The organism is Paractinoplanes tereljensis (assembly GCF_016862435.1).
Classification (GTDB): Bacteria; Actinomycetota; Actinomycetes; order Mycobacteriales; family Micromonosporaceae; genus Actinoplanes; species Actinoplanes tereljensis.
Genome location: NZ_BOMY01000010.1, coordinates 62,992 through 83,553 on the forward strand (window position 1 = coordinate 62,992; position 20,562 = coordinate 83,553).

The following is a 20,562-nucleotide window of genomic DNA, read 5'->3' on the forward strand; positions in this document are numbered from 1 at the left end:
AGGGTGGTGGTGGGGCGGCGGACGGTCAGTCGAGCTGGGCCAGGACGAGGCCGCCACGCGCCTTCGGAGTGAACCAGGTGCTCTTGCGGGGCAGCTTCTGCCGTTCCAGGTTGACGGCGACGAAGTCGTCGACCGTGACCGGCGCGATCAGCACCGCCAGCTCGGCGTGGGCGGCGTCGACCTCGCCACGCAGCCACTCGGCCGGGTAGTCGCCGCCGATGTAGGAGATTCGCTTGTCACCCGGGTCCAGGCCGAGCACGTCGCCCAGCAGTTCCCGCTCGACCAGCGCGTGATCCAGGTTTTCCACGTCGGGAAGGTTTTTGTCGACCGGCAGCTGGACGCCGAACGTGCGGCCGTCCAGGTAGATCTGGATCGTGCCCTTCACCAGGGTTTCCAGCTCGGCGAGCTCGATCACCTCGGCGCCCGATCCCCGCAGCCGGGTCAGGAACTCCTCGGGCGGCATCGGCAGCTCGCTGACCAGCCGGTTGTAGGGCTGGATGGCAACCGAGGCCGGGGTGGTGACCACGGCCAGGAAGCGCGGCAGGCGGCCGGTCTGGGCGGCCAGGCTGCGGTGGTTGCCGTCGGCAACCACCAGTTCGCCGCCGCCGGCGAGCGTGGTGAGCTCGTCCTGCAGCGGTCCGGGGCCGATCGGCCAGATGGCATGGGTGCGGCCGGTCTGGTCGGTGTCGGTCGCGGCGGGCTCGCCCGCCGACTCGGTCGCGGCCGCGAGGGCCGCGTGCAATTCGTCACCCTTGCCGGTCTGCAGCAGGAGTACGGGTGACAGCAGCGTGCTCACGGCGCGGGCCAGGGCGACCCGCTCGCGAACCTTCTCGATGAAGACTTCTTCGTTGCGGATGACCAGCCCCGCCTCGTCGGCGCTGGCGGAGATCTGGTCGGTGTCGACCATGCTCCACAGGCCGTACGCGGTGGGCTCGCCCGGTGCGGTGATCCGATAGAGCACGACGACGTGCTCAGACGGTGCGTAGCCGCCCTCGGCGCGCTCCAGCGCGAGCCGGGCAACCGCGTCGGGGAGGGAGTCGGTGAAGGACTTGCCCAGGCTGTCGGGCGCCAGGTGCGGCATCTCGACGGCGAGAGCGCTGTGCGGGTTGGCGGAGATGATGGCGGTGATTTCGGCGTCGTCGGCGAACTCGTCGTAGTTCTGCGCGCCGGTGGCCCCGGTGGTGAGCCAGGCCCGGCTGATCGAATGCACGACCGTCGTCATGGCGCGCAATTTACCTGGTCGGACGCTGATGCCGGGTAACCGGCATGTTCCCGCGTGACCTGGCTAACTGTGCTTTTCGCCACGCTCCGACCGGTCGGTCTACCGGAGTCGCCGAGACGCTCACCGGAGGCGCCACCATCGCCGCCAGCTCGGGCGTCAGATCGCCCCAGTCGCCGCGGTGCACGGCGATGCTTGACGACGCGACCGTCTCGGTCTCGGACATCTGGCTGCCTCCGGTCGTTCATGTGCGGTCTTCTACCCCCATCCAACGACCGGTAGTCCGCCCGGGTGGTGCGTTTACGTCAGAAGCATGCACTCCGGGTGCGCCTACGCATGGCGCGTCCGCTTAGTCTGGCGGGGAATAGCTTGTGCGCTCTTAAGGAGAGTGGCTGTGGCCGGAGTTCGAAACTTGACCCAGGTGGAGGCCGCCGATCGCGCCCGCCTGCTCGAGGTGACCGGATACGACATCGCGCTGGACCTGACCGACGGGTACGGCAATCCGGGCGACGGCACCTTCCGCTCCATCACCACCGTCACCTTCCGGTGCACCGAGCCGGGGGCCGAGACCTTCATCGAGGCCGCCGCCCAGTCGGTGCGGTCGGCCACGCTGAACGGCGCGCCGCTCGACCTGACCGGCTTCGCGGCCGAGAAAGGTCTGACCCTGCCGGGCCTGGCCGCCGAGAACGAGCTGGTGGTCGACGCCGACTTCGCCTACTCGGCGAGCGGGCAGGGCCTGCAGCGCAGTCTCGACCCGGTCGACAAGGAGATCTACCTCTACAGCCAGTTCGAGACGGCCGACGCGCAGCGGGTCTACGCGTGCTTCGACCAGCCCGACCTGAAGAGCGTCTACACCTGGCACGCGACCGTGCCGAAGCACTGGAAGGTCATGTCCAACATGCCGGCCGCGACCGTCGTCGAGGCCGGTCCGGGCGCCAAGGCCGTGCACTTCCAGACGTCGCCGCCGATGAGCACGTACATCACCGCGATCTGCGCCGGGCCGTACTACGAGGTGCGGCAGACCCACGACGGCGTCGACATGGGCTATTTCTGCCGCGCGTCGATGTCCCAGTACCTGGACGTCGAGGACCTGCACACGGTCACCAAGCAGGGCTTCGACTTCTTCCAGGAGCAGTTCGGGGTGCGTTACCCGCTGCCGAAGTACGACCAGCTGTGGGTGCCCGACTTCAACGCCGGCGCGATGGAGAACTTCGGCTGCGTCACGCACGCCGAGGCGCACTACATCTTCCGCTCGCAGGTCACCGACTTCGAGTACGAGCAGCGGGCCAACACGATCCTGCACGAGCTCGCCCACATGTGGTTCGGCGACCTGGTCACCATGCGCTGGTGGAACGACCTGTGGCTGAACGAGTCGTTCGCCGAGTGGGCCAGCCACTGGTGCAACTCCGAGGCCACCCGGTTCACCGACGCCTGGACGACGTTCCTGTCGGTGCGCAAGAGCTGGGGCTACCGGCAGGACCAGCTGTCCTCGACGCATCCGGTCTACACCGAGATGCCCGACCTGGAGGCCGTCGAGGTCAACTTCGACGGCATCACGTACGCCAAGGGCGCCGGCGTGATCAAACAGCTGGTCGCATATGTAGGTTTGGACTCGTTCCTCACCGGCCTGAAGTCGTACTTCGCCAAGCACGCGTGGGGCAACGCCACCTTCGACGACCTGCTCACCGAGCTGGAAGCCGCGTCCGGTCGCGAGCTGCGCAAGTTCGCCGCCCAGTGGCTGGAGACCGCGCAGGTCAACACGCTGCGCCCGATCATCACGCTGGCCGCCGACGGCACCTACGCGAGCGTGGTCGTGCAGCAGGAGGCCCCGGCCGACTACCCGACGCTGCGCACCCACCGGATCGGGATCGGCCTCTACGACGTCGAGGGCAACGGGCTGGTCCGCCGCGACCTGCTCGAGGTCGACGTGGCCGGCGAGCACACCGAGATCGCCGCCCTGACCGGGGTGCGCGCCGCCGACGTGCTGCTGCTCAACGACGACGACCTGTCGTACACCAAGCTGCGCCTCGACGAGCAGTCGATGGCCGCGGTGGTCACCCACATCGGCGGCATCGACTCGTCGCTGGCCCGGGCGCTGGTCTGGAACGCGGCGTGGGACATGCTGCGCGACGCCGAGCTGGCCGCCCGCGACTACGTCACCCTGGTCTGCTCGGGGCTGCCCCGGGAGACCGACATCAACCTGACCACCTGGACGGCCCGGCAGGCCGCCAGCGCGGTCGCGCAGTACGCCGACCCGGCCTGGCAGCCCGAGGGCTGGGCGAAACTGGCCGAGCTGGCCCGCACCTCGCTGGCTGCCGCCGAACCGGGCAGTGGCTGGCAGCTGAGCTGGGCCCGGTCGCTGATCTCGGCCACCCGCACCGAGGCCGAGCAGGCCGTGCTGCGCGGCTGGCTGGCCGGCGAGGGCGTGCCGGCGGGCCTGGTCATCGACACCGAGCTGCGCTGGAGCCTGTTGCAGTCGCTGGCCGGGCTGGGCGCGGTGTCCATCGACCAGATCGAGGACGAACTGATCGGCGACCGCACCGCCAGTGGCGAGCGGGAAGCGGCGGTCGCCCGGGCGCTGATCCCGACCGCGGAGAACAAGGCGACGGTGTGGGCCGAGCTGACCGGGGAGGCCGAGATCCCGAACTGGCTGAACCGGTCGCTGCTGTCCGGCTTCCAGAGCATCAAGCAGGTGGAGCTGACCGCGCCGTACGCCGCGAAGTTCTTCGACGTGGTGGGGGACGTCTGGGCCCGCTCGGACTCGGAGCCGGCCCAGGAGTTCGTGATGATGGGTTACCCGTACCTGCAGATCAACCCGGAGACGATCGCGCTGACCGACGCCTGGCTGGCTCGGGACGGGCACCCGGCGTCGCTGCGCCGGCTGGTGGCCGAGGGCCGGGACGGCGTGGTGCGGGCGCTCCAAGCACGCGCCCGCGACACGGCCGCGTCTGCTTAGGCCTCGCTAGGCCCAGGCCGCTGGGGCGATCCTGATCGGATAGGGGGCGTCGAGCTTGACCGGCTCGGCGCCCTCGATTCTGTGCTCCGCGCGGTACTGGACGCCGCTGAGGCGATAGGTCTGCAGGATCGGCGTGACGTGTCCTGGTTCGACCCGCCAGAAGGCGTGAATGCCGGCCTCCGCGTACAGCGTGGGCTTGAGGATGCGGTCGTAGCGGCGGGTCGCCGAGGTCTCCACCTCGACCACCAGGGCCACGTCGGCCGGGTCGGTCCAGATCGAACCGGACGAGCGCGGTCGCAGCACGGTGACGTCGGGAACCAGGTTGCTGTCACCGATCACGATCCCGCGCCGGTCGCAGACCCACCAGCCGGGCGGGGCGGCCGAGCGCAGCGTGCTGATGATCGCCCGGACCATCGCCTCGTGCGACTCGGGCGGGGGCGGGCCGGCGTGCAGGCAACCGTCGACGATCTCGTAGCGGTGGCCGTCCTGCGGGAAGAGATGGAGATCGGGCTCCGTCCAGACACCGTCGGGAGCACTCCAGCGGACCGGCGGGCTAGCAGCCTGCGTCGTCATCACACCTCCGTCATTGGGGTGTACGCGGAGTACAAGCCTACTAACAGTCGGTTGTTGCCGCCGGATTTCCGGTTGATTTGGCACATGAAAAAGGGGCCCTTGCGGGCCCCTTTTGTCGAAAGCTCAGTGCCGGCCGGCGTGCGAGGCCAGCTGGTCGATGCCGGCCAGGACTCCCCCGGCCAGGTCGCCACCCGCGAACGCGGCGGCCATCGACAGCCCGGCCAGTTTCGCGTCCCGGTCCGAGATGCGCTTGCGCGCCTCGTTGCCGGTGACGATCTCCAGCTTGCGCTGGTTAGGCGACACGGCCACGAGCACGGCGTAGTCGGCGTCCTCGATCTGCTTCTGCAGTTTCTCGACGAAGGCCCGGCTCGGGGTCTCCATCTCGCCGATGTAGACGCTGAACGTCAGGCCGGTCTGCTTGTCGGCCACCCGCAGCGCCTCGTCGAGGCGCAGCAGCTGCCGGGTCGTGAAGGGACCGTCACCGGCCGGGTCACCCTGGACCGGCCGGGCCAGCTCGGGTGCGGCCGACAGGGTTTCGCCGCCCGGCTTGGCCAGCGCGGTCAGCGGCTGATTCGCGTGCAGGTCACCAACTGTCACTTGCGCCTCCTGTAGGGCCGGGGAGGACCCGGGCACCCGAAGCGTCCTCGAGGAACGGTGCCTCGATCGCGGCCCGGTCGGGGTGCGCCACTGCGATGACCTGATCCGGCGAGGCCAGGAACCAGATCGGCTGGAAGTCGTACGGCCGGCCCGGGCGGTAGCGACGGGTCGGCTTGGTGCGGTCGCCGCCACCGAGGACGAGCGAAGCCACCAGCAGGATGACACCCGCCGGAATGATCACGAAGACCAGAACGGTGCTTGATATCGACAACCTCAACGCCCCCAGGCGCCTGTGTTCCCAGTTGATCCGAACAAGAGTCACGGTAGCGGAGAGCGAGTCCTGCCGGACCGTCGGGTGTCGAAACCCATGTTCCACGCCATCGGGATCTACGCGGAGATGGCATAGAGATGCGAAAATCACCCTCACGCGCCGTTCGTACCCTCGTGGCCACGGACGGCAGGAGGGGGATCTCATGCGACTGTCCGTCCCCGCCGCCCTGTCGGCGCTGCTCATGGGCCTGTTCGTCCTGTTCCTCGATGCGCCGGCGGCGCAGGCCGCGGCCATCTACCTCGAGATCAACCCCAGCACGGTGCCGGCCGGCGACCAGGTCGGGCTGCGTGCCTCGTGTGACGACAACCTCAAATCGGCGACGGTCTCCTCCGCGCTGTTCGGCGCACAGACCGTCACCCCGCAGTACGGCCTGCTGACCGCCACCGTGCGGATCCCGTCCGGCACCCAGCCGGGTGACTACAAGGTCGATCTGCGCTGCCCCGACGGCAAGACCGCCTCGGCCACCCTGCACGTGGTCGCCAAGGTCGAACCGGCCCGCGGCCCGGCCACCGGCGGCGGTGGCATGGCACCCGGCCGCAATGCGCCGATGCTGATCGGTTCCGGGCTGGCCGTCATCGGCGCCGGGGTAGCCCTGTGGGTAGTGACCCTGCGACGCCGGCGCTTCGGCTGAGTCCGCCGGTGCCCCGCCGACCGCCACCGGGGAACGGCGCGCGCATGCCCGAATCGGTGCTGCGCAAGCAGCCCGCCCAGGTCATCACCGCGCCCCCGCCCGGCACGATCACCGGACCGCTACCGGCTCCCCGGGCCCAGTCCGGGCGCCCTCCCTTCCGGGCCCCGCATCCCCGGGTCCAGCCGAAGACGCCACCACGACCCTTCCGCGGCAAGCAGCGCTGGCCGGTCGGCCTGATCGTGCTGGCCCTGGTCTTCTTCGGGCTGTTCCTGGTGGCGATGGGCATCGGCGCCGCGACCAGCATCGATCTACCGGACCTGTTCGGTTCGGAGTCCGACGAGCCGCCGCCGCGGGCGTTCCCGGTGCTCGACCCGAGCCGGCCGGAACGGCTGAACATCCCGTCGATCAAGCTGGAGGCACCGATCCTCGATGTCGGCCTGGCCACCGACGGCTCGGTGGCGGTGCCCCCGCTGCAGCGGCACAACGAGGCCGGCTGGTTCGACGGCGGGCCGACACCCGGGCAGTTCGGGCCGGCCCTGATCGTCGGGCACGCCGACACCCGGAGCGGTCCGTCGGTCTTCTACGAGCTGCCCAAGCTGAAGCCGGGCCAGAAAGTCGAGGTGCTCCGGGCCGACAACTCGGTGGCCGTCTTCGAGGTCAACTCGGTGGAGCACTTCGACAAGGGCAAGCTGCCGGTGCAGCGGGTCTACGGCGATTACAGCCGCCCCTCGCTGCGCCTGATGACGTGCGGCGGCGAGTGGATCGGCGGCAAGACCGGTTACCAGGACAACATCGTGGTCTTCGCGTCCCTGGTAGAGACCAGAAAGGCTTGAGCTGGCTGGCTCCGCTTCGCTCCGCGGGGGCGATTGCCCTTTAGGCCGATGAGGTGAGTCGCGGTTTTCCGCCACCCGCAAACCCCGCGGGCGTCGCAAAACCGCGGCTCACCTCATCGACGGCAATCGCCCAAAAGTATTAAGCCGCCTCGGCGCGTTCGGCCGGGGCGGCAGGGAGGTCGAGCCAGTCGGCCCAACGCGGGTCTGGGGTGCGGTGTCCGAGCACCCGCCAGGCCACCCCGCGTGGTGCGGCCGGCACCTGGTGCAGCCGCCAGCCGAGCTCCGCCGGTGTCTTGTCGCCCTTGCTGTGGTTGCACTTGGCGCAGGCCGCCACCACGTTTTCCCAGGCGTGCAGCCCACCACGGCTGCGCGGGAACACGTGGTCGATGGTCTCGGCCGAACCTCGGCAGTAAGCGCAGCGGCCGCCGTCCCGGGCGAAGATCGCGCGGCGGGACAGGCCGATGTGTGTGCGGTACGGCACCTTCACGTAACGCGTGAGACGGACCACTGAGGGAACTGGGAGATTGGTGTGCACCGAGTGCAGGATGCCCTCACCGTCGGAGACGGCCTCGGCCTTGGCGGTCAGCACCAGGATGGTCGCTCGACGCACCGATACGACGCACAGCGGCTCGTACGTGGCGTTCAGTACCAACGCGGATGAGCCAACTACGGGTCGTATGTCAGGCATCGCGATCACCCTTCGGTGTAGTTCGCGTCCAGGTTCCGTGCGCCAATAGTCCCTGACGAATGACCAAATTGCGAGCGCAATCCGTAGCCGTCCGGTAAACGTCTGAGGTCCGCGCGCTGTGCGACTCCTGAAAGCCGGCTCAGCCGCGCCCGGTACGGTGGCTTCCCGTGCTCCTTCTCGCCCCTACTCCCGGACCATCCGCGGCCACCTCCACGCCCGAGGTCTTCACGTCGATCGACACCACCAAGGTCTGCGACAACGACGTGTTGTGCAGCCGCGTCCTCGATTGGACAGGCAACCAGTGGCTGGCCAACTCCAGTTACTGGATCATCGTGAAGCCGCTCCGGATCCTGGCGATCATTCTGATCGCCCTGCTGATCCGCTGGCTGCTGCACCGGGCGATCAAGCGGCTCACCACCAGCACCAGCCGGGCGGCGATGCCGGCCCTGCTGAAGCCGCTGAAGGAGAAGACGGCCGCGGCGGTCGAGGACGGGCAGTACATCCCGGAACGCCGCCGGCAGCGGGCCGAGGCGATCGGCTCGGTGCTCGGCAGCTTCGTCACCGCCGTGGTCTTCACGATGGCCGTCCTGCTGGTCTTCGGTGAGCTCGGCTTCAACCTGGGCCCGCTGCTGGCCAGCGCCGGCATCGTCGGGGTGGCGCTCGGCTTCGGCGCGCAGAGCCTGGTCAAGGACCTGATCGCCGGCCTGTTCATGCTGCTCGAGGACCAGTACGGAGTGGGCGACACGGTCGACCTGGGCGAGGCGGTCGGCGTGGTGGAGACGGTCGGCCTGCGGATCACCACGGTCCGGGACATGCGCGGCGTGCTCTGGTACATCCGCAACGGCGAGATCGTCCGGGTCGGCAACAAGAGCCAGGGCTGGGCGCTCGTGGTGATCGATATCCCGATCGGCTTCGTCAACTCCGAGGAGGCGATCGCCGTGCTGCGGACGGCGGCCGAGACGGTGTCCGCGTCGCCCGAGCACGAGAAGGAGTTCATCGAGCCGCCGGACGTAATCGGGGTAGAGCAGCTGACCGTGGACGGCGCGGTGATCCGGACCATCGCCAAGACCACCGCGGACGGCCAGGCGGCCGTGCAGCGAGACCTGCGCCGCGCGCTGACCGAGGCGCTGGAGCTGGGCGGCTTCTCCGAACGCATCGCCGCATCTCGATTGATGCCACGCTCGGCGGTGCCGCCATCTTTCTTGCAACCTTCTGACCCGGATCAAAAATCTGAGGGTACGTCCTGAGCTGGGATTAGTTCTTCCGGGGGATACCGGTACTCCACCGAACGGCCGACATTCGTTCCGTACGCCCTAGCATCGACTCGGACGATCGGGCAGAATCCGCTTGAGCATCTGCACATGCGGCATCACGTCCCGCGGGTCAATCCCAGGGACGTACCCGGCGTTCGTCGCAACCCGGCGCGTGCCGAGATCGATGGAGGACCTGGGTGTCCCACAGACCCGCCGCACGGGGGCGGCACCGCGCCGAAACCGTGACGGAAAGAGACCAACCGGTTACGTTCCGGGAGGTCTTCGCCATCCGCGAGTACCGGGCGATCTATTCGTCGCTGCTCGTGAACTGGCTGGGTGACTACCTGTCCAAGGCAGCGATCACCGTGCTCGTCTACGAGCAGACCGAGTCGGTGCTCCTGTCGGCAGCGGCCTTCGCCGTCTCGTTCCTGCCCTGGATCATCGGCGGGACCCTGCTCTCCGCACTGGCCGAGCGATATCCGTACCGCCGGGTCCTGATCATCGCGGACCTGTCCCGGATGGTGCCGATCGCGCTGCTGCTGATCTCGCACCTGCCGATCTGGGTCATGCTGGTCCTGGTCTTCGTGGCCAGCCTCGGGACACCGCCCACCCAGGCGGCCCGGTCCGCGCTGCTGCCGCAGCTCGTCGGGCGGGACAAGCTGCCCACCGCGATCGCCGTCAACCAGACCACCACCCAGTCCGTCCAGGTCATCGGCTACCTCGCGGGCGCGACCATCGCGACCGCCATCAGCCCGCGGGTGGCCCTCGCCGTCGACGTGCTGACGTTCGCGCTCTCGGCCGCGTTCATCGCCCGCGGCGTACGCCCGCGGCCCCCCGCCCAGGCCCGCGGCCAGCGCAGCCACCTGCTGCACGAGTCCGGCGAGGGTTTCCGGCTGGTCTTCGGCCGGCGAGTACTGCGGGACATCGCGCTGATGGTGTTCGTGCTGAGCGCGTTCTCCATCGCGCCGGAGGGTCTGGCCGCCGCCTGGGCCGCCGAGGGCACCAGCGACCCGGCGGCCCGCGGCCTCAACCAGGGCCTGATCATGGCGGCCAGCCCGATCGGCTTCGTGGTCGGCGGCCTGCTCATCACCCGGCTGACCGGCCCGGCCACGCGCGAGCGGCTGATCCGCCCGTTCGCGGTCCTCAGCTGTCTCGCCCTGGTCCCGGCTGCCCTGGGCCCACCGATGCTCGCGGTGGTGGGTCTGGTGGCCCTCTCCGGGGCCGCCATCGGCGGGCTGACACCCACCCTCAACGGCAAGTTCGTGCTGATGCTGCCGCACGGCTACCGCGCCCGGGCGTTCGGCGTGATGCAGGCCGGCATGCAGCTGTCCCAGTTCGCCGGCATCATGATCACCGGCGTGCTGGCCGACCTGTTCTGGCTGCCGCTTGTGGTCGGGCTGACCGCCCTGGCCGGCACCGCGGTGATGAGTTACCTGGCCGCTCGCTGGCCCCGCGCGCAGGAGTTCGCCACGGCCGTCGAGGAAGCGGCCGCGACCGTGCCGCCCGACCCGCCCGCCGTGCCGTCGCCCTCGCCGGCCGCCCCGATCGAGCAGACCCCGATCGAGCAGGCTCCGGGCGCGACGACGAGCGTCACATCCGAGCGGCCGGCCGCGGCTGGCAGGATGGACGGGTGAGCGCACCCTCCCCGGAAGAAGTCACCTTCTACGAGGCGATCGGCGGCGAGCCCACGTTCCGCCGCCTCGTCGACAAGTTCTATGAGGGCGTGGCCGACGATCCCCTGCTCCGCCCGATGTACCCGGAGGAGGACCTGGGCCCGGCCGCCGACCGGCTGACCCTGTTCCTGATCCAGTACTGGGGCGGCCCGAACACCTACTCGGCGAGCCGTGGCCACCCCCGCCTGCGGATGCGGCACGCCCCGTTCGTGGTCGACGCCGCGGCCCGCGATGCCTGGCTGAAGCACATGCGCGACGCCGTGAATTCGATCGGTCTCCCGGAGCAGCACGAGAAGATGCTTTGGGACTACCTGGAGCGCGCCGCGTACTTCATGGTCAACGCCTGATCGTTTCCGTCGGCGGCGGTCGCTCGTTTTAGCGGATGACCCAATACTGATCATCCGCGCACTGGAGCCGCCCGCATGCGTCGACTGCTCGCCGCCGCCGTCATCGTTGCCGCCGCCGTGGCGTGCGCGCATCCGGCCCAGGCCGATTCGGCCCAATCCGCGGTGGTCTCGGCCAACCCGGTCGACTTCACCCCGCATGTCCTCGACGGCACCGTCTGGAGCATGGCGCTGGTCGGCGATACCGTCGTGGTCGGCGGTGCCTTCACGAAGGTCGCCGACAGCTCCCGCCAGCACACCTACGCCCGGAAGAACATCTTCGCGTTCGGGCTGAGTGACGGGGAGATCCGCTCCTTCGCCCCCGAGGTGGACGGCGCGGTCTACTCGCTCGCCACCGGCGCGGACAGCACGGTCTACGCCGGCGGCGCGTTCAAGTCGGTGAACGGCTCCTCTCAGCGCGGGGTGACCCGGCTGGGGCTGAACGGCGAGCGAGTCTCCTCGTTCAGCGCGCGGATCAACTGGGGCGACGTGCGCGCCCTCCAGGCTCGCGGCTCCAGCCTGTACGTGGCCGGGACGTTCTCGGCCATCAACGGGGTCAACCGGGATGCCCTGGCCCGGGTCAGCGCGTCCACCGGGGCGGTCGACACCGGGTTCGACGCTCGGCTCAGCGCGCCTGGGCTGAGCCGCACCCGGGTTGAGCACTTCGACATCTCGCCGGATGGCAGTCGGCTGGTCGCTATCGGGGCGCTGTTGAAGGCCAGCGGGTACGACCGGACCCAGATCGCGATGATCGGGGTGGCTGGGTCCAGTGCGGTGCTGCTCAACTGGTACACCGACGCTTACAAGCCGGCCTGTATGAAGGGCTTCGACACCTATCTTCGGCAGATCAAGTTCTCGCCGGATGGGAAGTACTTCGTGGTGGCCGCTACTGGGCGGGCTTCCTCGCCGGATCGGCTCTGTGACTCGGCTGCTCGGTTTGAGACCTCGGGTAATGGGCGGCATAACCCGACCTGGGTGCAGCGGACTGGTGGGGATTCGCTTTATGCGGTTGCCGTTACCGGGAGTGCCGTCTACCTGGGCGGTCACCAGCGCTACTTTGACAACCCTTATGGAACTGACGCTAAGGGGCCTGGGCCGGGTGCGGTCTCCCGGCAGGGCATCGGGGCGGTCAGCGCTACCACTGGGCGGGCTTTGAGTTGGAACCCGACTCGGTCTCGGGGGGTTGGGGTGCGGTGCTTCCTGGTGGTGCCTCACGGGCTTTTGGTTGGGTCGGACACCGACGAACTTGGGCGTGAGTACCACGGGCGGGTTGGGATGTTCCCGCTGTGAGGGCTGGGCTGGTTGCACACGGCTGCTGAGCTGGCTGGCCTCGCTTCGCTCGGCTGGCATTTTTGCCCCGGGAAGCTGATGAGTTGGTAGTCGTTTTTCTGCCGCCGCACACCCCGCGGCGTCAGAAAAACGGCTGCCAACTCATCAGCGGGCAAAAATGCACGGGTCCCGTGGCAATCGCCGCCCTTTGACAAACATGACCGTTGGGCGGGGGTTGCTCTTAGAGCAGTGCGCCCTCGTCATGGAGCCAATCGACGAAGCTGGTGGCCACCGCTGCTCCGCAGTCGAGCATCTCTACCACTAGAGCGTCGTGGGCACCTGCGGCCAAGGGGACCTGTAGCTCTGCGTATATCGGGAGTTGGCCTCTTTCGGTGGGGTCACCTACGTAGGCCTTGCAGAAGCGGCGGGTGTGGTTCCACTCGTTTACTACGCGGTATGCCCGGTCGGCCCAGTCTGGTGGGACCGTGGCGTGCGGGCGGGCTCGCATCACCAGGATCTCGTCGTCTGGGCCCTCCAGGGTGAACAGCACCGCGTGCCGCTCCCACATCGCCAGCAGGCTTCCGCCGCCGTCGGCCAGGAACCGGATGTCGAGCATGTCGAGCGCTTTGCCGATGCGCGTCAGCGTCACCGGAGCGATCTGCTCGGACTCTTCGGACTTGGTCGCATCGGGCGGAGGACTCACCCGGCTCGGCTCGCGCTGAGCCGGAACCCCGACGCGAACGGTGCTCCGCACCGCTGTATCACTACCAGAATCCGGCGCGTTACCCGCCGCCGAACCCGGACGCCATGACCACCACGGCATCGTTGTGCACCTCGCTCCCCAGCAGGACCCGCATCGCCGGACGTAGCGAAGTGGATCCGAGGGCCGACGGTACCCGTACAGGTCGCGGAGGTCATCCCCCCAACGGGAGGGCGCGACCGGATGGCCGATCTGGCATCACCCTTTCGGGTGACTCCCTATGGGCATAACGGTCAATTTACTAACCGCCTGTAGCCAGGCAACTCCATATGGTGCGGAAAGACCCACCCAGCGGCCGGCCACCCGCACTCGAGTATCCGGCACGTCGGCGCCTTCCGGGCCCAGGAAACCCATTCGAGATATCGCCTGAACGAGTCGCTGGGAGACCTCGACCGGCCGGCCGGCGGGCGGAGTCACCACCAGGGCCACGTGATCGAGCAACGCGTCGCGTACGGCTCGCTGACCGACCGCTCGGCCGGACAGGCCGCCCGCCGAGACCTCCCGCAGGGTGCCGGCCGCCGCGGCGGCCAGGCGGGTCAGCTCGGTCGCCGACACCGACTCCACCGTCTCACTCGCGGGCGGTGGGAGCGGCCAGCGCCACTGCGCGTCGCGCCGCTCGGGCAGTTGGTCGCCGCCCTTGGCCAGCACCGACAGCAGTTCCGAGGCCGACACCGTGGCGTCGTCCGGCCCGCGACCGGCCACCTCACGGGTGACCAGGACGTCCCACGGGAGCCGGGCCCACAACGCGGTACGGCCGGTCGAGCCGCGCAACCGCACCGGCGCGCCGGGGTCGAGCCGGGTCAGCCGGGCCAGGAAAGCGCCTGCGTCGGGAACCCCGACGAGGCCGTGCTCACTCATGACTCGCGGTAAGGCTCGAGGAACGCCAGCTCGGCTTCGCTGAGCCGGCGTGGATGGCCGTTGGCCAGGTTGTACGGCACGCAGACCGACTTCGCCCGGCTGGCCAGCACCCCGTCGTCGAACAGCTCGTACGCGACGGTGAACGAGGCGGCCCGGGTCTGCGAGATCCACATCTCGATGCGGACCGGGTCGCCGTAGTCGACCGGGCGCAGGTAGTCGATCTCGTGCCGGGCGATGACGATGCCCTCCTCGAAGGAGCCCAGGCCGTGCTTGCGGGCCCCGACGAAGAACATCTCGACGCGCGCCTCCTCGTAAAGGGTGAGGAAGCGCGCGTTGTTGACGTGCCCGTACGCGTCCATGTCGGACCAGCGCACGGGCACATCGGTGACAAATCTAGTCACGAGTCAGCTTGCGGTAGGTGACCCGGTGCGGGCGAGCCGCGTCGGCGCCAAGCCGGTCGATCTTGTTCTTCTCGTACGCGTCGAAGTTGCCCTCGAACCAGAACCACTTGTCCGGGTCCTCGTCGGTGCCTTCCCAGGCCAGCATGTGGGTGGCCACCCGGTCGAGGAACATCCGGTCGTGGGAGATGACCACGGCGCAGCCGGGGAACTCGAGCAGGGCGTTCTCCAGGCTGGAGAGCGTCTCGACGTCGAGGTCGTTGGTCGGTTCGTCGAGCAGGATCACGTTGCCGCCGATCTTCAGCGTCATCGCGAGGTTGAGCCGGTTGCGCTCGCCACCGGACAGCACCTTGACCGGTTTCTGCTGGTCGGGACCCTTGAAACCGAAGGCCGCCACGTACGCCCGGGAGGGCATCTCGACCTTGCCGACCATCAGGTGGTCGAGACCGTCGGAGACGACCTCCCACACCGTCTTGGTGCCGTCCAGGCCGGAGCGGTTCTGATCGACGTACGACAGCTTCACCGTCTCGCCGACCCGCACCTTGCCCGAGTCCGGCTCCTCGAGCCCGACGATGGTCTTGAACAGCGTGGTCTTGCCGACGCCGTTCGGGCCGATGATGCCGACGATGCCGTTGCGCGGCAGCGAGAACGACAGGTGATCGATGAGCGTGCGCCCGTCGAAGCCCTTGGTCAGCTCGTTGGTCTCGATCACGGTGTTGCCCAGACGCGGGCCCGGCGGGATCTGGATCTCCTCGAAGTCCAGCTTGCGGGTCTTCTCCGCCTCGCTGGCCATCTCCTCGTAGCGGTCCAGCCGCGCACGGCTCTTGGTCTGGCGCGCCTTCGCGTTCGACCGCACCCACTCGAGTTCCTCGGTGAGGCGCTTCTTCATCTTCGCGTCCTTGCGGCCCTCGACCGCGAGACGCTGCGCCTTCTTCTCGAGATAGGTCGAGTAGTTGCCCTCGTACGGGTACGTCCGGCCGCGGTCCAGCTCGAGGATCCAGTTGGCCACGTTGTCCAGGAAGTACCGGTCGTGGGTGATGGCGATGACGGTGCCCGGGTACTTCGCGAGGTGCTGTTCCAGCCAGCTGACGCTCTCCGCGTCCAGGTGGTTGGTGGGCTCGTCGAGAAGCAGCAGGTCGGGCGCCTGCAGCAGCAGCTTGCACAGCGCGACCCGGCGGCGCTCACCACCGGAGAGCTGGGTGACGTCGGCCTCCGGCGGCGGGCACCGGAGGGCGTCCATCGCCAGCTCGAGCTGGGAGTCGAGGTCCCAGGCGTTGGCGTTGTCGAGCTCCTCCTGGAGCTTGCCCATCTCTTCCATGAGCTCGTCGGTGTAGTCGGTCGCCATCTCTTCGGCGATCGCGTTGAACCGGTCGAGCTTGGCCTTGGTCTCGGTGACCGCTTCCTCGATGTTGCCGAGGACGGTCTTCGAATCGTTGAGCGGCGGCTCCTGGGCGAGCATGCCGACGGTGTAGCCGGGCATCAGCCGGGCCTCGCCGTTGCTGACCTGTTCCACGCCTGCCATGATCTTGAGCAGCGTGGATTTACCGGCGCCGTTCGGACCGACCACGCCGATCTTGACGCCCGGCAGGAAGCTCAGGGTCACGTTGTCGAGCACGACCTTGTCGCCGTGCGCTTTACGCGCCTTGTCCAGGACGTAGATGTATTGGGCCACGGTGTGCCCTACCTCCGTGATCATGATTTCTTGTGGCGGCCGAGGTGCCGAATTCAGGGGCAATCTTTCCAGGTCGCCCAACGGCCACCTTCGACAACCCCATCAGGCGCGTACGGATTCCCTCACTCGACCCGGTCCACGTCGCTCACCTGGGTCTTCCGTCCGTCCGCGAAGTGCACCTCGAGCTGCTGGCGGTTGACCACGAACTGGGTCCCGTTCTCGGCCGTGGCCAGGTATTCGTCCTCGCCCTCGCGGTTGACCTGGGACAGGAACAGCCCGTTCTTGCCCTGCACCAGCGGACCCTGGTCGCTCTTGGTCTGCGACTGGTAATAGAGCGAACCGGCGCCGTCCTGGCAGATCCAGACCACGGTCCGGTTGTCCGTAATGATCTTGAAAATCTGCCGCAGGTCGGACGGAAGGCCCAGGCTGTCGGCGGTCCGGATGGTCTCGTCCGGGCAGAGCGGCCCGGACGGCTCGGACGAAATGTCCGTAGTTGGGGTTTCACTGCCCGTCTGCACCGACGCCCGCACCCGATCACGATGCCGCTCACCGAGCAGGAACCCGACGGTCATGCCGATGATCGTGAGAAACACGGTGGCAATGACCACAGGGAAGAAGATCGGCCGGCGTGGCGGGGAAAGATCGGCGGACGGTGTCACCGGCCCAGGATGGCACCAGGCAGCCATCGCGGTCCATCTCAGCGGACTGAGACTGGCCGCGCCCCGGTGGTGCTACGCACAGTAGGCTCGGGGTGGGAACAGAAACGACCCGGAGGTGCACTCAGCGTGGCCGAACGAAGTTCCTTCGTCGTTGTCGCCAACCGTCTGCCCGTCGATGAGGTCACCGGCCCCGACGGCGAGAAGCAATGGCGCACCAGTCCCGGTGGGCTGGTCACCGCGCTGCATCCGGTGCTCACCGAGCACGGCGGCACCTGGATCGGCTGGGCCGGCGGCAACGGCGAGGCGCCCGAGCCGTTCGAGCTGGAGGGCATCAACATCCACCCGGTGCCGCTGAGCGCCGAGGAGCTGGAGCGCTACTACGAGGGCCAGTCCAACGCGACGATCTGGCCGCTCTACCACGACGCCGTCGAGACCCCGGTCTACAAGCGCCGCTGGCGCGAGGCGTACCGCCTGGTCAACCAGCGGTTCGCCGAGGCCGCGGCCGAGGTCGCCGAGGACGGCGCCACCGTCTGGGTGCAGGACTACCAGCTTCAGCTGGTGCCGGCCATGCTCCGCGAGCTGCGCCCCGACCTGAAGATCGGCTTCTTCCTGCACATCCCGTTCCCGCCGATCGAGCTGTTCATGCAGATGCCGTTCCGGGCCGAGGTGCTGCGCGGCCTGCTCGGTGCCGACCTGGTCGGCTTCCAGCAGCGGCTGGCGGCGCAGAACTTCGTCCGGCTGGCCCGGCACCTGCTCGGCCTGCGCTACGAGGGCCAGTCGATCCAGGTCGACGGCCGCAAGGTGAAGGCCGGCGCGTTCCCGATCAGCATCGACACCCGCGACATGGAACGGATGGCGGCCGACCCGGCCGTGCAGGCCCGGGCCAAGCAGATCCGCGCCGAGCTGGGCGACCCGGAGACGGTGATCCTCGGCGTCGACCGGCTCGACTACACCAAGGGCATCGAGCTGCGCCTCAAGGCGTTCCGCGAGCTGCTCGCCGACGGCAAGCTCAAGGTCGGCGACGCGGTGATGGTGCAGGTGGCCACGCCCAGCCGGGAGCGGGTCGAGCACTACCAGACGCTGCGGGTCAAGGTGGAGCGCGAGGTCGGCCGGATCAACGGCGAGTTCGCCCGGGTCGGCGTGCCCGCCGTCCACTATCTGCACCAGTCCTACTCGCGGCAGGAACTGGCCGCGATGTACGTGGCGGCCGACGTCATGATGGTGACCCCGCTGCGCGACGGCATGAACCTGGTCGCCAAGGAATACGTCGCGTGCCGCGGCGACACCGGCGGGGCGCTGGTGCTCAGCGAGTTCGCCGGGGCGGCCACCGAGCTGCGGCAGGCGTTCCTGTGCAACCCGCACGACCCGGACGGCGTCAAGGACGCGCTGCTGCGGGCAGTCGCCGCCGAGCCGGCCGAGCTCAAGCGGCGGATCCGGGTCATGCAGCGGCACCTGCGGCAGCACGACGTGGCCGAGTGGGCCCGCACCTTCCTCAACGAGCTGGCCGCCGCGGCCGATCTGGACGTACAGGCGGCGGCCCTCGAGGGCCAGGTCCCGGACGAGAAAGCGTCAGTCGAGAGCTGACACCACGTCGCCGATGACGACCGTGGCCGGTGGGCGCAGGCCCGCCGCCGCGGCGTCGTCGGCCACCGCGCCCAGGGTGCTGCGCAGCGAGCGCTGATCGGGCGTCGAGCCCTCCTGCACCACGGCCACCGGGGTGCCGGCCGGCCGGCCCTCGGCGATCAGCCGCGCCGCGATCTTCGGCAGGTTCTTCAGGCCCATCATCACCACGATGGTGCCGCGCAGCCGGCCCAGCGCCGGCCAGTCGACGAGCGACTGCGGGCTGTCCGGCGGCACATGCCCGGAGACCACCGTGAACTCGTGCGCGACGCCGCGGTGGGTCACCGGGATGCCGGCCAGCGCCGGCGCCGCGATCGAGCTGGTCACGCCCGGCACGACCAGGACCGGAACACCGGCGGCGGCGCAGGCGATGGCTTCCTCGCCACCGCGGCCGAAGACGTACGGGTCGCCGCCCTTCAGGCGCACCACGAACTTCCCCTCGAGCGCGCGTTCGACCAGGATCCGGTTGATCTCCTCCTGCGCCGCCGAGGGGCCGTAGGGGATCTTCGCGGCGTCGACCAGCTCGACGTCCGGCCGCAGCTCGCCCAGGAGCAGCCCGGGGATCAGCCGGTCGGCGACCACGACGTCGGCCGCCGCGAGCAGCCGCCGGCCCTTCACGGTGATCAACTCAGGGTCGCCGGGCCCGGCGCCGACCAGGGCAACCCCCTTGTACTCGGCCGAGGCCGGCGGGTCACTCTCCAAGGCATGAGCAACCAGATCCCGTACGGCCATCGCGCGCCGCCGGTCGCCCCCGTCGGTGACCGCCACGGTGACCTGGCCGTGCCGGGTGACGGCCGGAGTCCAGGCGGTAGCGGCGTCGCGGTCGTCCGCCCGTACGCAAAAGATCCGACGTTCTTCCGCGGCCGCGCTGACCTCGGCCGCCGCCGTGGGGTCGTCGATCGCCACGTGCACCAGCCAGGCGCCGGCGACGTCGGCCGGCTCGAACCGGCGCTCGTGCCACACGATCCGCCCGGCGTCCACGTGCCCGCGCAGGAACGGGGTCAGCTCGGGCGCCACCAGCTCCACCCGGGCACCCGCCGCGAGCAGCGCCGGCACCCGCCGGGTGGCCACCGCGCCGCCGCCGACGACGAGAACTCGCCGGTCGGTCAGCCGCAGCGCCAACGGATAAAGACTCATTTCTCCGACACTCCCGCCGAGTCGAACGTGGCGACCTCGTGCAGCACCCGCACCGCGGCCGCGACCACCGGCAGCGCGAGGACCGCGCCGCTGCCCTCGCCCAGGCGCATGCCCAGGTCGAGCAGCGGTTCGAGGCCGAGGTGGGACAGCGCCACGGCGGCGCCCGGCTCGACCGAGAGGTGGCCGGCGACCATGGCGGCGACGGCGTCCGGCGCGAACGCGGCGGCGGCCAGCGCGCCCGAGGCCGCGATCACGCCGTCGATGATCACCGGGACCCGGTGGGCGGCCGCGGCCAGGATGAAACCGGCGAGGGCGGCGTGCTCGAGGCCGCCGACCGAGGCCAGTACGCCGAGCGGGTCGTCCGGGTCGGGCGCGTGCCGGTCGAGAGCGGCCCGGACGACAGTGATCTTGTGAGCGTGGGTGGCGTCGTCGATGCCGGTGCCGCGCCCGGTGGCCTCCTCGGCGGTGCACCCGGTGAACGCGGCGATCAGGGCCGCGGCCGGCGTGGTGTTGGCGATCCCCATGTCGCCGGTGAGCAGGCAGGCCGCTCCCCCGGCGAGCAGCTGCTCGGCGACCCGGATGCCGGTCTCGACGGCGGCCCGGGCCTCGTCCCGGGTCAACGCCGGCTCGACGGTCATGTCCCGGGTGCCGCGCCGGACGTTGGCCTCGATCAGGCCGTCGCCGGCCGGCGGCGGGGTAGCCACGCCCACGTCGACCACGGTCACCTCGGCGCCGGCCTGGCGGGCGAACGCGTTCACCACCGCCCCGCCGGCCAGGAAGTTGGCCACCATCTGCGCGGTGACCTCCTGCGGCCAGGGCGAGACGCCCTGCGCGTGCACGCCGTGATCGCCGGCGAAGACCGCGACGGCGGCCGGGGCCGGCAGCGGCGGCGGGCAGGTGCCGGCCACCCCGGCCAGGCGCACCGACAGCTCCTCCAGGGCGCCGAGCGAACCGGCCGGTTTGGTGAGCCGGCCCTGCAACTCGCGGGCGGCGGCCATGGCCGGCTGGTCGGCGGGCCGGACGGCCGCCACGGTCGACTCCAGAGACACGTG

Annotated in this window: 20 protein-coding genes; 8 read left to right on the top strand and 12 right to left on the bottom strand. The window is 69.5% G+C overall.

Annotation, left to right across the window (positions count from 1 at the left end; all coding sequences use genetic code 11):
* Positions 1–25 precede the first annotated feature (25 nt).
* Entirely contained in the window at positions 26–1,222 is a 1,197-nt protein-coding gene (locus Ate02nite_RS07930) for a DUF1015 family protein (RefSeq protein ID WP_203801410.1), read from the bottom strand.
* 391 nt (positions 1,223–1,613) lie between these two features.
* Between Ate02nite_RS07930 and pepN the strand changes: the two genes are divergently transcribed.
* Positions 1,614–4,175, top strand: a complete 2,562-nt coding sequence (gene pepN, locus Ate02nite_RS07935) for an aminopeptidase N (protein ID WP_203801412.1) — start codon at positions 1,614–1,616, stop codon at positions 4,173–4,175.
* Positions 4,176–4,181: 6 nt separating this feature from the next.
* On the opposite strand, the gene Ate02nite_RS07940 is transcribed toward pepN, so the two are convergent.
* From Ate02nite_RS07940 to ctaJ, 3 genes are all read right to left on the bottom strand, one after another.
* Positions 4,182–4,748: a Uma2 family endonuclease gene (locus tag Ate02nite_RS07940; RefSeq protein WP_203801414.1), complete on the bottom strand. Its 567-nt coding sequence runs from the start codon at positions 4,746–4,748 to the stop codon at positions 4,182–4,184.
* 123 nt (positions 4,749–4,871) lie between these two features.
* Positions 4,872–5,279: a DUF5130 family protein gene (locus Ate02nite_RS07945; protein WP_438871166.1), complete on the bottom strand. Its 408-nt coding sequence runs from the start codon at positions 5,277–5,279 to the stop codon at positions 4,872–4,874.
* 52 nt (positions 5,280–5,331) lie between these two features.
* Positions 5,332–5,586, bottom strand: coding sequence for an aa3-type cytochrome oxidase subunit CtaJ (gene ctaJ / locus Ate02nite_RS07950; protein ID WP_239147210.1), 255 nt, complete (start codon positions 5,584–5,586; stop codon positions 5,332–5,334).
* A 232-nt stretch (positions 5,587–5,818) separates the two neighbouring features.
* On the opposite strand from ctaJ, the gene Ate02nite_RS07955 reads away from it, so the two are divergent.
* The gene (locus Ate02nite_RS07955; protein ID WP_203801416.1) at positions 5,819–6,307 is read left to right on the top strand and encodes a hypothetical protein; all 489 of its coding nucleotides are present in this window, start codon (positions 5,819–5,821) and stop codon (positions 6,305–6,307) included.
* A 44-nt stretch (positions 6,308–6,351) separates the two neighbouring features.
* The gene (locus Ate02nite_RS07960) at positions 6,352–7,140 is read left to right on the top strand and encodes a class F sortase (RefSeq protein ID WP_203801418.1); all 789 of its coding nucleotides are present in this window, start codon (positions 6,352–6,354) and stop codon (positions 7,138–7,140) included.
* Positions 7,141–7,279: 139 nt separating this feature from the next.
* On the opposite strand, the gene Ate02nite_RS07965 is transcribed toward Ate02nite_RS07960, so the two are convergent.
* Positions 7,280–7,828 (bottom strand): HNH endonuclease, encoded by a 549-nt coding sequence (locus tag Ate02nite_RS07965; RefSeq protein WP_203801421.1) that lies wholly within the window; start codon positions 7,826–7,828, stop codon positions 7,280–7,282.
* Between the two features lie 233 nt (positions 7,829–8,061).
* On the opposite strand from Ate02nite_RS07965, the gene Ate02nite_RS07970 reads away from it, so the two are divergent.
* From Ate02nite_RS07970 to Ate02nite_RS07985, 4 genes are all read left to right on the top strand, one after another.
* On the top strand, positions 8,062–9,075 hold the full coding sequence (locus Ate02nite_RS07970) for a mechanosensitive ion channel family protein (protein WP_239147217.1): 1,014 nt from the start codon (positions 8,062–8,064) through the stop codon (positions 9,073–9,075).
* Between the two features lie 248 nt (positions 9,076–9,323).
* Positions 9,324–10,715 (top strand): MFS transporter, encoded by a 1,392-nt coding sequence (locus tag Ate02nite_RS07975; protein WP_203801425.1) that lies wholly within the window; start codon positions 9,324–9,326, stop codon positions 10,713–10,715.
* Positions 10,712–11,101 (top strand): globin, encoded by a 390-nt coding sequence (locus Ate02nite_RS07980; protein ID WP_203801427.1) that lies wholly within the window; start codon positions 10,712–10,714, stop codon positions 11,099–11,101. Before Ate02nite_RS07975 ends, Ate02nite_RS07980 begins: the two co-directional genes overlap by 4 nt.
* Before the next feature lie 75 nt (positions 11,102–11,176).
* The gene (locus Ate02nite_RS07985) at positions 11,177–12,427 is read left to right on the top strand and encodes a delta-60 repeat domain-containing protein (RefSeq protein ID WP_203801429.1); all 1,251 of its coding nucleotides are present in this window, start codon (positions 11,177–11,179) and stop codon (positions 12,425–12,427) included.
* A 220-nt stretch (positions 12,428–12,647) separates the two neighbouring features.
* Here the strand turns inward: Ate02nite_RS07985 and Ate02nite_RS07990 are convergent, their stop codons facing one another.
* The 5 genes from Ate02nite_RS07990 to Ate02nite_RS08010 form a co-directional block, all read right to left on the bottom strand.
* Positions 12,648–13,229 carry a type III secretion system chaperone family protein gene (locus tag Ate02nite_RS07990; RefSeq protein ID WP_203801431.1) on the bottom strand — a complete coding sequence of 194 codons (582 nt, stop codon included), beginning with the start codon at positions 13,227–13,229 and terminating at the stop codon, positions 12,648–12,650.
* Positions 13,230–13,364: 135 nt separating this feature from the next.
* Entirely contained in the window at positions 13,365–14,024 is a 660-nt protein-coding gene (locus Ate02nite_RS07995; RefSeq protein WP_203801433.1) for a DUF8185 domain-containing protein, read from the bottom strand.
* Positions 14,021–14,425 carry an acyl-CoA thioesterase gene (locus tag Ate02nite_RS08000; RefSeq protein ID WP_275422814.1) on the bottom strand — a complete coding sequence of 135 codons (405 nt, stop codon included), beginning with the start codon at positions 14,423–14,425 and terminating at the stop codon, positions 14,021–14,023. Before Ate02nite_RS08000 ends, Ate02nite_RS07995 begins: the two co-directional genes overlap by 4 nt.
* Entirely contained in the window at positions 14,418–16,094 is a 1,677-nt protein-coding gene (gene ettA, locus Ate02nite_RS08005) for an energy-dependent translational throttle protein EttA (RefSeq protein WP_203801528.1), read from the bottom strand. The genes Ate02nite_RS08000 and ettA overlap by 8 nt, the downstream gene beginning before the upstream one ends.
* Before the next feature lie 122 nt (positions 16,095–16,216).
* Positions 16,217–16,753 carry a hypothetical protein gene (locus Ate02nite_RS08010; protein ID WP_203801436.1) on the bottom strand — a complete coding sequence of 179 codons (537 nt, stop codon included), beginning with the start codon at positions 16,751–16,753 and terminating at the stop codon, positions 16,217–16,219.
* A 126-nt stretch (positions 16,754–16,879) separates the two neighbouring features.
* Here Ate02nite_RS08010 and Ate02nite_RS08015 point away from each other — a divergent pair, with 126 nt between their 5' ends.
* Positions 16,880–18,337 (top strand): alpha,alpha-trehalose-phosphate synthase (UDP-forming), encoded by a 1,458-nt coding sequence (locus tag Ate02nite_RS08015; RefSeq protein ID WP_239147211.1) that lies wholly within the window; start codon positions 16,880–16,882, stop codon positions 18,335–18,337.
* Here the strand turns inward: Ate02nite_RS08015 and cobA are convergent.
* Both cobA and cobT read right to left on the bottom strand, forming a co-directional pair.
* A complete protein-coding gene (gene cobA / locus Ate02nite_RS08020) occupies positions 18,323–19,510 on the bottom strand; it encodes a uroporphyrinogen-III C-methyltransferase (protein ID WP_203801449.1) in 1,188 nt (395 codons plus the stop codon). The genes Ate02nite_RS08015 and cobA overlap by 15 nt on opposite strands.
* Positions 19,507–20,559, bottom strand: a complete 1,053-nt coding sequence (cobT, locus tag Ate02nite_RS08025) for a nicotinate-nucleotide--dimethylbenzimidazole phosphoribosyltransferase (RefSeq protein WP_203801532.1) — start codon at positions 20,557–20,559, stop codon at positions 19,507–19,509. Before cobT ends, cobA begins: the two co-directional genes overlap by 4 nt.
* Positions 20,560–20,562: the final 3 nt, after the last annotated feature.

What these genes read in the sequence shown, in the direction of transcription:
- Ate02nite_RS07930 (WP_203801410.1), bottom strand. Translation starts at nt 1,222, where the DNA reads ATGACGACGGTCGTGCATTCGATCAGCCGGGCCTGGCTCACCACCGGG.
- Ate02nite_RS07940 (WP_203801414.1), bottom strand. Translation starts at nt 4,748, where the DNA reads ATGACGACGCAGGCTGCTAGCCCGCCGGTCCGCTGGAGTGCTCCCGAC.
- Ate02nite_RS07955 (WP_203801416.1), top strand. Translation starts at nt 5,819, where the DNA reads ATGCGACTGTCCGTCCCCGCCGCCCTGTCGGCGCTGCTCATGGGCCTG.
- Ate02nite_RS07960 (WP_203801418.1), top strand. Translation starts at nt 6,352, where the DNA reads ATGCCCGAATCGGTGCTGCGCAAGCAGCCCGCCCAGGTCATCACCGCG.
- Ate02nite_RS07965 (WP_203801421.1), bottom strand. Translation starts at nt 7,828, where the DNA reads ATGCCTGACATACGACCCGTAGTTGGCTCATCCGCGTTGGTACTGAAC.
- Ate02nite_RS07985 (WP_203801429.1), top strand. Translation starts at nt 11,177, where the DNA reads ATGCGTCGACTGCTCGCCGCCGCCGTCATCGTTGCCGCCGCCGTGGCG.
- Ate02nite_RS07990 (WP_203801431.1), bottom strand. Translation starts at nt 13,229, where the DNA reads ATGCCGTGGTGGTCATGGCGTCCGGGTTCGGCGGCGGGTAACGCGCCG.
- Ate02nite_RS07995 (WP_203801433.1), bottom strand. Translation starts at nt 14,024, where the DNA reads ATGAGTGAGCACGGCCTCGTCGGGGTTCCCGACGCAGGCGCTTTCCTG.
- cobA (WP_203801449.1), bottom strand. Translation starts at nt 19,510, where the DNA reads ATGAGTCTTTATCCGTTGGCGCTGCGGCTGACCGACCGGCGAGTTCTC.